The organism is Isoptericola sp. Y581 (assembly GCF_059445475.1).
The window spans coordinates 88263-102409 of sequence record NZ_JCAIUK010000009.1 but is presented as its reverse complement, the minus strand read 5'-3'; the positions used below and the strand labels follow the sequence as shown (position 1 = coordinate 102409).

At 73.8% G+C, this 14147-nt stretch carries 14 protein-coding genes; 10 read left to right on the top strand and 4 right to left on the bottom strand.

The features are described from left to right. Positions 1–11: 11 nt before the first annotated feature. Genes AC1C2W_RS17290 through AC1C2W_RS17270 form a run of 5 tightly spaced genes read left to right on the top strand, consistent with a single transcriptional unit; the run spans position 12 to position 4518 of the window. Positions 12–743, top strand: a complete 732-nt coding sequence (locus tag AC1C2W_RS17290; protein ID WP_495390765.1) for an ABC transporter ATP-binding protein — start codon at positions 12–14, stop codon at positions 741–743. Beyond that, on the top strand, positions 740–1549 hold the full coding sequence (locus AC1C2W_RS17285) for an ABC-2 transporter permease (protein ID WP_495413813.1): 810 nt from the start codon (positions 740–742) through the stop codon (positions 1547–1549). Before AC1C2W_RS17290 ends, AC1C2W_RS17285 begins: the two co-directional genes overlap by 4 nt. A gap of 8 nt (positions 1550–1557) precedes the next feature. Next, on the top strand, positions 1558–2379 hold the full coding sequence (locus AC1C2W_RS17280; RefSeq protein WP_495413812.1) for a hypothetical protein: 822 nt from the start codon (positions 1558–1560) through the stop codon (positions 2377–2379). 43 nt (positions 2380–2422) lie between these two features. After that, the gene (locus tag AC1C2W_RS17275) at positions 2423–3826 is read left to right on the top strand and encodes a sensor histidine kinase (RefSeq protein WP_495413811.1); all 1404 of its coding nucleotides are present in this window, start codon (positions 2423–2425) and stop codon (positions 3824–3826) included. After that, entirely contained in the window at positions 3823–4518 is a 696-nt protein-coding gene (locus tag AC1C2W_RS17270) for a response regulator (RefSeq protein WP_495390769.1), read from the top strand. The genes AC1C2W_RS17275 and AC1C2W_RS17270 overlap by 4 nt, the downstream gene beginning before the upstream one ends. A 19-nt stretch (positions 4519–4537) precedes the next feature. On the opposite strand, the gene AC1C2W_RS17265 is transcribed toward AC1C2W_RS17270, so the two are convergent. After that, positions 4538–5179, bottom strand: a complete 642-nt coding sequence (locus tag AC1C2W_RS17265) for a response regulator transcription factor (RefSeq protein ID WP_495413810.1) — start codon at positions 5177–5179, stop codon at positions 4538–4540. Then, positions 5167–6450 (bottom strand): sensor histidine kinase, encoded by a 1284-nt coding sequence (locus tag AC1C2W_RS17260; RefSeq protein WP_495413809.1) that lies wholly within the window; start codon positions 6448–6450, stop codon positions 5167–5169. The genes AC1C2W_RS17265 and AC1C2W_RS17260 overlap by 13 nt, the downstream gene beginning before the upstream one ends. Positions 6451–6561: 111 nt before the next feature. Here AC1C2W_RS17260 and AC1C2W_RS17255 point away from each other — a divergent pair, with 111 nt between their 5' ends. Both AC1C2W_RS17255 and AC1C2W_RS17250 read left to right on the top strand, forming a co-directional pair. Beyond that, entirely contained in the window at positions 6562–7284 is a 723-nt protein-coding gene (locus AC1C2W_RS17255) for an ABC transporter ATP-binding protein (protein WP_495390772.1), read from the top strand. Continuing rightward, the gene (locus AC1C2W_RS17250) at positions 7281–9764 is read left to right on the top strand and encodes an FtsX-like permease family protein (protein WP_495413808.1); all 2484 of its coding nucleotides are present in this window, start codon (positions 7281–7283) and stop codon (positions 9762–9764) included. Before AC1C2W_RS17255 ends, AC1C2W_RS17250 begins: the two co-directional genes overlap by 4 nt. A gap of 9 nt (positions 9765–9773) precedes the next feature. Here the strand turns inward: AC1C2W_RS17250 and AC1C2W_RS17245 are convergent, their stop codons facing one another. Together AC1C2W_RS17245 and AC1C2W_RS17240 are read right to left on the bottom strand one after the other, a co-directional pair. Beyond that, positions 9774–10349, bottom strand: a complete 576-nt coding sequence (locus tag AC1C2W_RS17245) for a dihydrofolate reductase family protein (protein ID WP_495413807.1) — start codon at positions 10347–10349, stop codon at positions 9774–9776. Between the two features lie 140 nt (positions 10350–10489). Then, on the bottom strand, positions 10490–11371 hold the full coding sequence (locus tag AC1C2W_RS17240) for a LysR family transcriptional regulator (RefSeq protein WP_495413806.1): 882 nt from the start codon (positions 11369–11371) through the stop codon (positions 10490–10492). A 173-nt stretch (positions 11372–11544) separates the two neighbouring features. On the opposite strand from AC1C2W_RS17240, the gene AC1C2W_RS17235 reads away from it, so the two are divergent. The 3 genes from AC1C2W_RS17235 to AC1C2W_RS17225 all read left to right on the top strand — a co-directional run bounded on the left by AC1C2W_RS17235 (position 11545) and on the right by AC1C2W_RS17225 (position 14102). Continuing rightward, positions 11545–13179, top strand: a complete 1635-nt coding sequence (locus tag AC1C2W_RS17235) for an ABC-F family ATP-binding cassette domain-containing protein (RefSeq protein ID WP_495413805.1) — start codon at positions 11545–11547, stop codon at positions 13177–13179. A 112-nt stretch (positions 13180–13291) separates the two neighbouring features. Continuing rightward, positions 13292–13666 (top strand): DoxX family protein, encoded by a 375-nt coding sequence (locus tag AC1C2W_RS17230; RefSeq protein WP_495413804.1) that lies wholly within the window; start codon positions 13292–13294, stop codon positions 13664–13666. Between the two features lie 31 nt (positions 13667–13697). Then, positions 13698–14102 (top strand): VOC family protein, encoded by a 405-nt coding sequence (locus AC1C2W_RS17225; protein ID WP_495413803.1) that lies wholly within the window; start codon positions 13698–13700, stop codon positions 14100–14102. Positions 14103–14147: the final 45 nt, after the last annotated feature.

The following is a 14147-nucleotide window of genomic DNA, read 5'->3' as shown; positions in this document are numbered from 1 at the left end:
CAGGAGGATGCATGATCGAGGTGAAGGCGCTGGTGAAGCGCTACGGGTCCACGACGGCGGTGGACGGGCTGACATTCAGCGCACGGCCGGGGACGGTGACCGGGTTCCTGGGCCCCAACGGCGCCGGAAAGTCGACGACCATGCGGATGATCGTGGGCCTCGAGCGGCCGACGTCGGGCACCGCGACGGTCGACGGCCGGCAGTACGCGGACCTCCGCGCGCCACTGCGCTCGGTGGGCGTCATGCTCGACGCCCGCTCCGTGCACCCGGGGCGCACGGCGTTCCGCCACCTGCTGGCGCAGGCCCGGACCCACGGCATCCCCCGGTCCCGCGTCGACGAGGTGATCGCGATGACGGGCCTCGGGTCGGTCGCGGGGCGCCGGGCGGGGACGTTCTCCCTCGGCATGGGTCAGCGGCTCGGGATCGCGGGGGCGCTGCTCGGCGACCCGGGGACGCTGATTCTCGACGAGCCGGTCAACGGGCTCGACCCCGACGGGATCCTGTGGGTGCGCGGGCTGGTGCGCGACCTCGCCGCCGAGGGGCGCACCGTCCTCCTCTCCTCGCACCTCATGCACGAGCTCGCCCTGTGCGCCGACCGGGTGGTCGTCATCGGCCAGGGCCGGCTGCTCGCGGACGCGTCGGTGCAGGAGATCGTGGACGGCTCCGGCGGCGGCTCGCTCGAGGACGCCTACCTGCAGCTGACCGCCGGTTCCGTGCAGTACCGGGGCGGTGACGCGGCATGACGCTCTCACACCTCATCCTGTCGGAGTGGTCCAAGCTCACGAGCCTGCGCTCCCCGTTCTGGATCGCCGTCGCGACCGTGGTGGTGTCCGGGGTTCTCACGTCCGCGGCCGCGAGCGCCTCGTCCGTGGACCCGGGTTTCATCCCGCTCGACTCGCTCACTGCGGGTCTCCCGCTCGCCCAGGTCGGCCCGCTGGTCCTGGGGGTCCTCGTGGGGACCGGGGAGTTCAGCACCGGCACGTTCCGCGCCACGTTCACGGCGGTGCCGCGGCGCCTACCCGTCCTCGCCGGTCAGGCCATCGCCACGGCCGCGTTCACGCTCGTCCTCGCCGTGCTCACCGTCGCGGCCGCAGTGATCGGGCTGCTGCCGTCCGCCCGGTCGCGGGGGATCGCCCTTGACCTCGCCGCGGACGGGACGCCCCAGGTGCTGATCGGCACGGTGCTCTTCCTCGTCGGGCTGGCCCTGGTCGGCCTGGCGGTCGGGGCGCTCCTGCGGCGCGCTGTCCCGGCCCTGGTCACCGCGATCGCCCTCGTCCTGGTGCTGCCGACCGCGCTGATGCTCGCGGCGGGCGCGTCCACCGGCCAGATGGCGGCGTCGGGCAGCACGCCCGCACAGGACGCGGTGAACACGGTCGTCACGTTCCTGCCCTTCGGCGCGGGGACGCTGCTGACGATGACGCCGGGGGTCGGCGGCGTCGAGGGCGCCCCCGACCTCGGCGCCTGGGGCGGCGGGCTCGTCCTCGCCGCCTGGATCCTCGTCCCCCTCGCCGCGGCCGCGCTCCGGCTGCGCACCCGTGACCTGACGTGAGGTCCGGCATGGTAGACGGCACGGTGGACGGCACCGTGGACCGAAACGGCACCCGGGTCTCGTTCGCCCGCGTCCTGGCCGCGGAGTGGACCAAGCTCACCGGCCTGCGCTCGAGCCTGTGGATCGCCCTGGGGACCGTCGTCGCGGCGGCGGGGCTCGCCTTCGCGCTCGGCATGTTCGTGCGGCCAGGGGACGGCCGGTCGGGGGCCTCGCTCGTCGTCTCCGGCTACCTGCTCGCCCAGCTCGGGTCCCTGGTGCTGGGCGTGCTGGTCGGCACCGGCGAGTACAGCACCGGCACGGCCACGACGACCTTCACCGCCGTCCCGCGGCGGCTGCCGGTGCTCGCGGCCCAGGCGGTCGTCACGACCGTCGTCGCCCTCGTCACCGCGGCGCTCGCCGTCGCGGCGTCGTTCCTGGTCACGGCCGGCCCGCGGGCCACGGCCGGGCTGGCCGTCGACCTCGCGGACGGCGAGACCGCGCGCGTCCTGGCCGGCTTCGTCCTCTCCCTGACGGGCGTCGCGCTGCTGGGGCTCGGCCTGGGGGCGCTGCTGCGCCGTCCGGCCGCCGCGCTCGTCGCGGCGGTGCTGCTGCTCGTCGTCGTCGACCAGTTGCTCGCGACCAACCCCGGGCAGGTCACGGACACGGTGCGCACCCTCCTGCCCGGTGCCGGGGGGCGGCTGCTCCTCGACGACGCGGGGCTCGCTTCCCTCGACGCGACGACCCTCGGCCCCCATGTCGGGGCCGGCGGCGCGGGGCTCGTCCTCCTGCTGTGGGTCGTCGGCCTCCTCGCCGCGGCCGCGTACCGGCTGCGGCGTCATGACGTCACCTGAGCGCGGGTCGGCCATCGCGGCGCGCGGTGGGAGAGTGGGGCACGTGACGACCTCGCGCACTGCCGACGCCCTGACGGCGGGGCAGGTGCAGCGGCAGGGGCCGGTGGGGCGCCTGGTCGCCGCGCATCCCCGGGGCGCGGACGCCGCCCTCGTCGGGGCGGTGCTGCTGGTCGGGCTCGTCACCGCCGCCATCAGCCTGGAGACCGTGGAGGGGTCCACCAGCCTGGGGCTGTACCGGCCTGGCGATGCCGTCGCATGGACCGTCCCGACCGTGTGGCTCGTCGGTGCCGTCCTGGGGGCGGGGCTGCTCGCCGTCCGTCGGCGGTGGCCGCTCGGCACCACGGCGGCGCTCACCGTGCTGGCCGTCGCCTCGCTCGGCCTGGCGGGCGTGCTCGGCGTCCTCGGGCTGTGCCTCGCCTGCGCGCTGTACACGGTCGCGGCCACCCGGCCGGCACGCACCGCCTGGATCGCGTCCGGCGCGGTCCTCCTGGTCGTCGTGCCCGCCTTGTGGTGGTGGCAGGAGATCGGCCTCGCGGAGATGCTGGCGTGGAGCACGAAGCTGCCGAACGGGCGCGACCCGGGCCGGCAGCTCGAGGCACCGCCCTTCTCCTCGGGCCGCCGGGTGACCTCGGCGGCGCTCCTGCTCGCGCTCGTGGCGCTCGGCCTCGCGACCGGGTCGGTGGCGCGCGCCCGCCGTTTTTACGCCCAGGAGGTCGTCGGGCGGTACCAGACGATGGCCCAGGACCGCGACCAGAGCGCCGCGCTCGCCCGCGTCTCGGAGCGCGCCCGCATCGCGCGCGAGATGCACGACGTCGTCGCGAACAGCGTCTCGGTGATGGTCGCGCTGTCCGACGGCGCCGGCGCGGCGTTCGACCGCGTACCCGACCGCTCCCGCGAGGCCCTGCGCGAGCTGTCGCGGACCGGCCGCGAGGCGCTGTCGGACCTGCAGCGGGTGCTCGGCGTCCTCGAACCCCGCCCGGACGACGACGTGGCGGCCGGGGCCGACGGGTCTGACGGTCGCCAGGAGCCGGAGGTGACCGGCCTGGGCAGCGTCGTCGAACGCTTCCGCGCCGCGGGCGTCCCCGTCACGGCGACGGGCCTCGACGTCGAGCTGCCGCAGGACACGTCGCTCCGCCTGGCCGTGGCGCGCATCGTGCCGGAGGCGCTGACGAACGTGCTGCGGCACGCGCCCGGCACCCCGTCGGCCCGGGTCGTCGTCCGTCGCACCGCCTCGGCCGTCGAGATAGAGGTCGTGGACGACGGCGGCACCCGCCCCGGCACCGGCGGCGGGTCCGGCCGCGGCATCCTCGGCATGCGCGAGCGCGCCGCGATCCTCGGCGGCAACGTCGAGGCGGGGCCCCGCCCCGAGGGCGGCTGGCGCGTGCGCGTCGTCCTGCCGTGGGATGACGCCGACGACCATGCCGCGAAAGAAGGAGACCGCGCATGACGACGGTGCTGCTCGTGGACGACCAGGCGCTGCTGCGGATGGGGTTCCGCCTCGTGATCGAGTCCGAGCCGGACCTCGAGGTGGTCGGCGAGGCGTCGGACGGGGCGGTCGCGCTCGATCAGGTGGCGTCGCTCGACCCCGACGTCGTGCTCATGGACATCCGCATGCCGGGCATGGACGGCATCGAGGCCACGCGGCGGGTCGTCGCCCAGCACCCGTCGTCGCGCGTGCTCGTGCTCACCACGTTCGACCTCGACGAGTACGCGTTCGCCGCGCTCCGGTCGGGGGCCAGCGGGTTCCTCCTGAAGAACGCGCGGCCGGACGAGCTCGTCGACGCGATCCGCGCCGTGGCGGCCGGGAGCTCCGTCGTCGCGCCGCGCGTCGTGCGCCGCATGCTCGACCTGTTCGCCCCGCACCTGCCGACCGGCACCGGCGCTGACGCCGGGCGCCCCGCCGACGACCTCGACCCCCGCCTGCGCACGCTCACCCCGCGCGAGTTCGACGTGCTGCGCTGCGTCGCCGAGGGCCTGTCCAACGCCGAGATCGCCGAGCGCCTCGTGCTCGGCGCGACGACGGTCAAGACCCACGTCGGCAACGTCCTGGCCAAGCTGGGCGTGCGGGACCGCGTGCAGGCCGTGATCGTCGCCTACGAGAGCGGCCTCGTCGGCGGAACGGCGAAGCCCCCGGCCTGACGAGGCGCCGCCCGAGGTGCTACCTCTCCCGGAGGTAGGACAGGACTGCGAGCACTCGTCGATGACCGACATCCTCGGCGTGGAGGCCCAGCTTGTCGAAGATGCTGCGGATGTGCTTGGAGATCGCCGCCTCGGAGACGAAGAGCTTCGCGGCGACCTCCCCGTTGCGATCGCCCTGGGCCACGAGCTCGAGGACGGCCCGTTCGCGAGCGGTGAGCGTCGCCAGCGGGCTGCGGCGGCGCTGCATGAGGATGCTGACGACCTCGGGATCCAGCGCGGTGTGCCCGCCGGCGACCCGGTGCACCGCGTGGATGAAGTCCCCGACGGCCGCGACCCGCTCCTTCAGGAGGTACCCCACCGCACCGGCACCCTCCGCGAGCAGCTGACCCGCCGACGCGGGCTCGACGTGGGCGGAGAGCACGACGACAGGGAAGCCGGGCCGGCTGCGCCTGATCTCGATGGCCGCCCGGAGACCCTCGTCGGTCCAGGTGGGCGGCATCCGCACGTCGACGACGGCCAGGTCCGCGTCGTGCGCGGCGATCAGGTCGTCGAGGGACTCCGCCGTGTCGGTCACCGCGGAGACCTCGATGCCCTCGGCGCGCAGCAGCGCCGCAAGCCCTTCACGAAGCAGTGCGTCGTCCTCGGCGATCACGACTCGCACGGCAAGCTCACCTCGATCCTGGTCGGCCCGCCGGGCGGGCTGGTCACGTGCAGCGAACCCCCCAGGGCCCTGACGCGATTCTCCACGCCCGCGATGCCGCTGCCTGCGCTCGGGTCGGCTCCGCCTCTGCCGTCGTCGCCGACCACCGCCGTCACCCACGGAACCTGTCCGACCGGCTTCCAGCGCAGCTCCACAGTCGCCTCTCGTGCGCCGCTGTGCTTGGCGACGTTGGTCAGCAGCTCGGCGACGGAGAAGTAGAGCGCCGCGTCGACGGAGGCGGGGGTGGGTGCAGGCCCGTCCACGTGCAGCCTGGCGGGGATCTGGCTCTGGTCCACGAGAGACCCCACGGCGGGGACCAGCCCCTCCTCGGCGAGGAGGGGCGGATAGATGCCGTGGATCACCCGCCGCACCTCGGCGAGGGCATCGGTCGCGGCGCGGCCGGCCTTGGTCAGCGAGGCGCCGGGGTCTCCCGACCCGGTCTCGAGCTGGCGTTGGGCCATGCCCACGTACATCGCGACCGCCACCAGGCGGTTCTGCGCCGCGTCGTGCAGGTCCCGCTCGATCCGTCGCAGCTCCGCGGAATGGGCGGACACGGCCGACTCGCGGCGGACCCTCTCGATCTCCGCGCGGCGGCGCAGCTCCTGCGCCGGGCTCGGCAGCAACAGCGTCGCCGCGACCTTCGCGTCGACCCTCGCCACCGCGGGAGCGGTCGCCCAGAGGGCGAAGGCGGCGACGCCGATCGCGGCCGAGGCAGCCGCCGCCGGCCACGAGGTCACCGCGAACATGACGGCGGACTCCCCCTCGGGGAGCGCCCACCAGTAGAACGGGACGAGGCCGTAGTTCAGCGCGAACAGGGGCAGCGCGATGGCGGCCGCGCCGAGCGGCAGGCCGGCCAGCACGCGAAGGGCGAGCGTGCCCGCGTCGCGGGCCAGGGTCCCCGACGCGGCATGGGCACGCGCCGCGGCGAACCGCGCACCGAACCGCGCACCGGGCTCGCCGACGTAGGGCGAGTCGACCGGCCTCCCGAGCACCCGCCCGACGCGGGTCCGCTCCCGGTCGCACCGCCGGCGCACCAGGAGGCCCACGGGACCGACGAAGAGCAACCCCACCCCCACGACGGACAGCACGAGGACGGCGACCGAGGTCGCCAGGAGAACGAGCGCCACCAGGCCGGCGAACAGGTCCCCGACCAGGTAGCGCACGGCACGCGCCTGCCCGGCAGCTGCTGTCCTGGCGTCCGGCCGCGGGACTCTGCCGGCCGCGTCAGTCACGGGCCGACCCTACCGAGATCGACCCGTGTCGCCGGGAGGTAGTGCCAGCACTACCTCGATCCGGCCCCTCGCAGGATTCCGGCGCCGTCGTCGTCCTCGGACGATGGGGACATGATCAGGATGCGCGGGGTCAGCAAGAGCTACGGCCGTGGCGGGGGCAGGCTGTGGGCGCTGGTCGACATCGACCTCGCGCTCGAGCCGGGGACCTTCACGGCGGTCATGGGTCCGTCGGGATCGGGCAAGACGACCCTCCTGAACTGCCTGCTCGGGCTCGACAAGCCCGACTCCGGCGCGATCTACGTCGGAGACACGGACATCGCCCGTCTCGACGAGACCCGACTGGCGGAGCTGCGGCGGTCGCGGCTCGGGGTGGTGTTCCAGGCCTACAACCTGATCCCCGCGCTCACGGCGGCCGACAACATCTCGCTCCCCCTCCGGCTGGCGGGCAAGCCGATCGACACGGCCGCCGTGCAGCGCCTCGCCGACGCGGTGGGAGTCGGCGCCTTCCTCGGCCACCGGCCGGCTCAGCTCTCGGGCGGGCAGCAGCAGCGCGTCGCCTTCGCCCGTGCGCTGATCTCGGACCCCGAGCTCGTGGTCGCGGACGAACCCACGGGCGCCCTCGACTCCGCCTCGGCCGAGGCAGTTCTCGGCCTCCTGCGCTCGATCGTGCGGGACATGGGCCAGCAGGTCCTGATGGTCACCCATGACCCGGTCGCCGCCTCCGCGGCCGACCGCGTCCTCTTCATGGCCGACGGCCAGTGGCGGGGCGAGATGCGCGGAGCCACTGCCGCACAGATCGCCGGCGCCCTGCCGCAGCTGGGACGGCACGCGTGAAGGAGCTGGTCCGCCTCAGCCTGCGCGGACGATGGGGGCACGTGCTCGCGCTCGCCGTCACCATGACGTTCTCCGCGGCGCTGATCGGTGCGCTCGGCCTGATGACCGAGACGGGCGTGCGTGGGCAGGTCGGCACGGGCGAGTACGCGGCCGCCCCGGTCCTGGTCGGCGCCCCACAGACCCGCCCGGTGCGCGACGACGTCGACCTGCCGGTCCCGGGCCGCGCCCTGCTGCCGCCCTCCGTCGTCGCGGAGGTGTCCCGCGCGCTGCCCGGCGCACGGGTCGTCGTGGACCGGATCGTGCCGGGCGTCCTGGCCGCCGGCGACGACCCGGTGGACGTCCACCCGTGGTCGGCGACCACGCTGGGCGACCGCGGCCTCGCGGCTGGGCGCGCACCGGAGGCCGAGGACGAGATCGTGCTGGCGGGCGGAGTCGACGGCGCCGAGCAGCCGGACCTCGGCGAGGTCGTCGACGTCGGGTTCGGGGGCGAGGCGGAGCCGTTCACCATCGTCGGCGTCCTCGCCGCCGACGACTCCGGCATCGACGTGGCGGACGCCTACCTGAGCGACGACCACGCGCGGCTGCGGGGCGAGCAGCGCGTGGCGGCGGTCGGCGTCTGGCCCGGCGCGGGCGACGACACCGGGACCAAGGAGGTGGCCCTGGCCGCCGTCGCGAGCAGCGGCGCAGGCACGTGGCCGGCCGCCGACCGCGGCGCCATCGAGGTGGTCCGGCAGGGCCCGGCCAAGGGAGCGCTCGTCTCGGCGTCGGCCGCCTTCGGCGCGCTGGGGATCATCGTCAGCGCGTCCACGCTCATCGCCCTCACCGCCCTGCAGATCAGGGAACGCTCGCGAGAACTGGCCGTGCTCCGCGTCGTCGGCGCCACCCCGCGGCAGGTGAAGCGCCTGCTGCGCGGCGAGATCAGGAGGGTGGCGCTCGTCGCCGCCACGACGGGAGCCCTCGTCGGCCCGTTCCTCGGCGCCTTGCTGGTCGGCCTCCTCCAGTCCTGGGACGTCATCCCGCGGAGCCTCGACCCGGTGTTCGGCCCGGTGCCCTTCGTGACCGCGTTCGCCGTCGCGGTCGCCTCCGCGGAGATCGCCGTGCGGGTCTCCGCCCGACACGTCGTGGGCGGCAGCCCCCTCGCCGGGCTCGAGGGGACCGACGAGCGACGAACCCGCGCCCCCCGGACGCTGGCGGGGTTCGCGGGCGTGGCGCTCGGGCTCGCCATGGCCTGTGCGCCGGTCTACGTCTCGGGCGAGGCGGCCGCCGCGCTGGCCGGCCTGTCGGGGCTGGCGATCGCCCTCTCGCTCGGCCCGCTCAGCCCGCTGGTCGTGCGGCTGGTGGCCCGGACGCAGCGGCGGCGGGCCGGTCGTTCGGCGACCCGATATCTCGCCCTGGCCAGCATCGGCGCACGGGCCGCGCGCGTCGGCGGCGTCCTGACGCCCCTCGTGCTCGGGGTCAGCCTCAGCTGCACGCAGCTCTTCACCGGCGTGACCGAGCAGGCCGTCGCGACCGACCAGGCAGATGCCGGCCAGCACGCCGACGTGCTGGTCGCGGGGCCGACGACCGGCGTGGGCGAAGAGATCGCGAACGAGGTCGCCGCGATGACTGGCGTCGCGGGGGTCGTGTCGGTCGTGACGACGGACGTCCTGGTCCTGGGGGTGGACGAAGAGGCCACCTGGCAGTCGCTGCCCGCGCTCGCCGTGGAGGGAGACCGGATCGAGACGTACGCCGACCTGCAGCCCGTCGGATCGTCCGCGCTCGACGTCACCGACGGCGGCGTCGCCCTCAGCAGCCGGGTCGCGAGCTCGCTGGGCGTCGGCGACGGCGACGAGCTCGACGTCGTGCTCCCCGACGGGCGCACGGTCGAGCGCCGCGTGACCGGGACCTACCTGCGCGGCCTCGGCTTCGGCGACGTGGTACTCCCGGCCGGCGACCTGGGGCCGGCGACGGCCTCCGGGCGGCCGACCGCGCTGGCCGTCTTCGCCGCCGACGGCGCGACCGTGGCCGACGTCGAGCTCCGGATCGAGGAGCGGCTCGCCGGACGCCCCGGCCTCGCCGTCACCCGGGCGACGGCGGCCGATCGAGCCGACGAGGCGGCGGCCGATTCATCGGCCTTCCCCGTCCTCCTGCTCCTGATCCTGTGGGGCTACATCGCGATCGCCGTCGTGAACTCGCTGGTGGTCACGACGCTCGCGCGTCGCGCCGAGCTCGCCTGCCTCCGCGTCGTCGGGGCCACGCCGGCCCAGCAACGACGGACGGCGCGCTGGGAGGCGACGTTCCTCGCGGCGACCGGGTGCCTCGTCGCGCTGGTCGCGTCCGTCCCCGGGCTCTGCGGGCTCACGTTCGCCCTCAGCAACGGCGAACGGATCCTCCCGGCCGTCGACGCCGGCATGCTCGCTCTCGTCGTCGCCACCAGCTTCGGGCTGGTCCTGGCCACCACCGAGCTGGCCGCGCGGCAGGCGATGCGCGCGCGGACCTGACGCCATCCTTCAGCGCCGGACGTCGTAGACGAGCTTGACCACGCCGTTCGCGTATGCCGCGGACTCGCGCAACGACAGGGCGCGACGGTCGGCGCCGTGCGCGCCGAAGATCGTCTTGCCGCCTGGGAGGAGGTACGGGAACATCAGCAGGTTGTAGCGGTCGATGAGGCCGGCTTCGCCCAGACCCAATGAGAGCTCCGCGCTGCCGTGGATGAAGATCGGCCCCCCGTCGGCCTGCTTCAGATCGGCGATGTCCTTGGTGCTGCGCAGGATCGTCGTCGGTCCCCAACCCTCGACGAGCGCGTCGTCGTCGAGCGTCGAAGACGCGACGAACTTCGGAAGGTCCTTGTATGCCGCGTGATCGGCGGACGCGGGCCAGACGTCGGAGAACGCCTCGTAGCTGCGTCGGCCGAACAGCAGGGCCGTCGTCTCCTCGAGCTCTTCGCCTTTCAGGGCGTACGCCTCGGGGACGAAGTCGGTGTCGAACACCCACCCGCCCCCGGGGTGGCCCTCGGCCGCTCCGCCGGGAGAATCGACCGAGCCGTCAAGGGTGATGAATCCGGTGTAGACGAGTTCGCGTGCCATGGTTCCATTCCTGTCGGGGTGCCGTCTCGGTGCGTTCACCCCAAGGTCGAACGGCCTGGGCCCCGATCGACACCGTCTCAAGATGAACCTGGAACGTACTCACCATGCGGCACATCCGCAGCACGCTCCGTCAGGTTGGCTCAGCCCGTGGTGCGGTGAGCCTCGGCTGCGAACGCGCGGATCAGAGGAGTGCTGCCGGACGAGCGCCACACCAGCGCCCAGCGCACCGGGGGAGCACCGTCGAGCGAAAGGTAGGTGACCCCCGGCCACGGAAAGTAGCGCCGGCCCTCGTCCGGCACGGGGCAGATGACGTCCCCCGCGGCCACGAGGGTAAGGACCTCCTGATAGGTCGAGGCGGCGGGGCCGCGGGGGATCTCCCGCCCGGACGGTGTGCGCTCCGGCAGAACGCCGGCAATCCACGACGACCGTGCGTCCCCACGCACCGTGGGGACGGCGTGCTCCGCGAGCACCTCGACGTCCGCCCGGCCGGCCGCCGCGAGCGGGTGGTCGGCGGCCGTCATCAGACATAGCGGCTCCTCCCGCAGGACGGGTCCGACGGTCAGGTCCGGGTCGTCGACAGGGAGCCACGTGGTCAGCAGGTCGACGTCGCCGCGCCGCAGAGCGGCGAACGGGTCGCTGAACACGACCTCGTGGAAGCGCAGGTCGGCATCGGGGTGCCGCGCCCGGAAGCGCTCCAGGACGGGCTCCAACTGGTGCGCCTGCGCGCCCATGAAGCCGAGCGTGAGCGTGCCGGACATGCGTCGTGCCGCGGCCGACGCGGCGGTGACGGCGTCACCGATGCCGACGTAGGCGGGCCGGAGCCCGGCACGGAGCACCTCGCCCACGGTGGTGAGCACGACGCGGCGGCTGGTGCGCTCGAACAGCGGCGCGCCGATCGCCCGCTCCTGCTTGCGGATCGCCTGGCTCACCCGCGACACCGAGACGTGCAGCCGCTCCGCCGTCCGGCCGAAGTGGAGCTCCTCGGCGAGGGTCAGGAAGATCTCGATCTCGCGCAGTTCCATGTCCACCCTCCGCCAGGTCGGAGGTTTGACCGACCGATCGTGAACCTCACGATGAACGACCGTATCGGCTTCGGCTGTTGTTCCGGGCAGTCGTCGACACCAGGCTGGAGGCATCAGAAAGCCCGACCTGTCAGGAGGAACACCATGCATCACGCCCTTGAGCCGGCCTGACGATGGCGACACGTTCACCGTCCTCCTCGATCAGCTGCGCCGATCTCGGGTACGCCTGGCCTGACGGCACGCTCGCCCTCGACGGCATCACGACGACCTTCCCGGCCGGCCGCAGCGGTCTGGTCGGACTCAACGGTGCGGGCAAGTCCACCCTCCTGCGCCTCGTTGCTGGCGAGCTGACCCCCACGGCCGGGACGCTCCGCACCGAGGGTGAGGTCGGCTACCTGCCGCAGGACCTCGCCCTCGACGTCGCCATGCGGGTCGACGAGGCGCTCGGCATCGCCGAGCGGCGGGCCGCCTTGCACGCGGTCGACCGCGGCGACGTCCGGGAGGAGCATCTCGCCACGATCGGGACCGACTGGGGCATCGAGGAGCGCGCCGCGGCCACCCTGGGCCGGCTCGGGCTCGACGGTGTGGGCCTCGACCGCACGATCGGCGAGGTCTCCGGCGGTGAGGCCGTTCTGCTCCGGCTGGCCGCCCTGCTGCTGGCTCGCCCTGACATCCTGCTCCTCGACGAACCCACGAACAGCCTCGACGCCGGCGCGCGGGCCCGGCTGTACGAGGCCGTGGAGGAGTTCCCCGGCACGGCCGTCGTGGTGAGCCACGACCGTGGGCTGCTGGAGCGGGTGGACCACGTGGGCGAGCTGCGCGCCGGCACCATCGCCTGGTACGGCGGCAACGTCGTCGCGTACGAGGAGGCGCTCGCCGCGGAGCAGGAGGCCGCCGAACGGGATCTGCGTGACGCCGAGTCGCACCTGCACAAGCAGCGCCGGGAACTCGCCGACGCGCACGTGAAGCTGGCTCGCCGCCAGCGGTACGGGCAGAAGATGTGGGACACCAAGCGCGAGCCGAAGGTGATCATGGGTGAGCGCAAGAGGCAGGCCCAGGTCGCCGCCGGCAAGCACCGGATCATGCACGAGGACCGGCTCGCCGAGGCGCGCGTGCGGCGCGACGACGCGGAGGCGTCCGTGCGTGACGACGACACGATCCGGGTCGACCTGCCCGACACCGCCGTGCCCGCCGGGCGAACCGTCCTGACGATTCGCGACGCCGTCCTGCCGCACGGGGTGCGGGCGCCCGGAGCGCTCGTGATCCGCGGGCCGGAGCGCGTGGCGCTCGTCGGGCGCAACGGCGCGGGCAAGACGACGCTGCTGCGTGCCCTGGCAGGCGAGCTGCGCCCGGCTGGGGGGACGGCCGAGGTCCACGTGCCGCTTCGGTTCCTGCCGCAACGTCTCGACGTGCTCGACGACGCCCTCAGCGTGGCCGAGAACGTCGGCAGGTTCGCACCGGGCGCGAGCGTCAACCAGGTACGGGCCGCCCTGGCGCGGTTCCTCTTCCGCGGACGGTCGGCCGACTACGCGGTCGGGACCCTCTCGGGAGGGGAGCGCTTCCGCGCCACCCTCGCGGCGCTGCTGCTCGCCCGGCCCGCGCCGCAGGTCCTTCTGCTGGACGAGCCGGCGAACAACCTCGACCACGCCAGCCTGCGGCAGCTCACCACCGCGCTGGAGTCCTACCGCGGCGCTCTGGTGGTGGTCAGCCACGACCAGGGGTTCCTGCGGTCGGTCGGTGTCACCCGCTGGATGCTCCTCGACGCCGGCCTGCGCGAACTCCGCCCGGACGACCCGCTCCTCGACTGACGAAGGAGGAGGCCCGCACCGACGGCCGCTGTCACGGGCTCGCCGGTCGTTTCGTCGTACCCACGTCGGACCGGTCTCCGCACACGCAGCTTCACACACGCACAGGAGGATCATGAATATCGCCCTTTGGATCGTCGCAGGTCTCTTCGCGTTCGGCTTCATCGCCGGGGGGGTCGTCAAGCAGGTGTGGTCCTACGACAGGTACGCCGCCAAGCTGCACTGGCCCGAGGACTTCTCGCCCGGCAAGGTGAAGTTCATGGGCATCGTCGAGATGCTCGGCGGGCTTGGGCTGGTCCTGCCAGGCCTGCTCGGGATCGCCCCGGTCCTCGTGCCGATCGCCGCCTCGGGGATGGCGCTCTACATGGCCGGCGCGGTGACCGAGCGGATTCGTCGCGACGAGTACAAGGAACTCCTCGGCGACCTGCTCTTCCTCGGCGCGATGGTCTTCGTCGCGTGGGGCCGCTTCGGGCCGGAGCCGTTCGGATGACGGCTCTCGTCCCTGGAACGAAGGAGGAACGATGACCAGCAGGTTCACCGAGCTGGTCGTGCATTGTCACGATCCGGAGCGGCTCGCTGCATTCTGGTGCGCGGTGCTGGACTTCGAGGTGATCGACCGGGGCGATGACAAGGTCGAGATCGGCTCGTGGGTACCCACGGTCGAGGACGTCCGCGCTCGGCAGATGTCACCCACGATCGTCTTCATCCGCGTGGAGGAGTCCAAGGAGGGCCAGAACCGGCTCCACCTCGACGTGAGTCCGGTCGACCGCAGCACCGAGGAAGAGGTGGTCAGGCTGCTCGGCCTCGGCGCCGTCAGGACGGACGTCGGCCAAGGGCCGGGACGAAGCTGGGAGGTCATGGCGGATCCCGAGGGCAACGAGTTCTGTGTCCTCCGCACCCTGGCCCCGGGGCACTGGCCACGGTGAGTCCGTCGCCTGCACCGTTCACCGGCACACGCCCAGAGGGCGGGC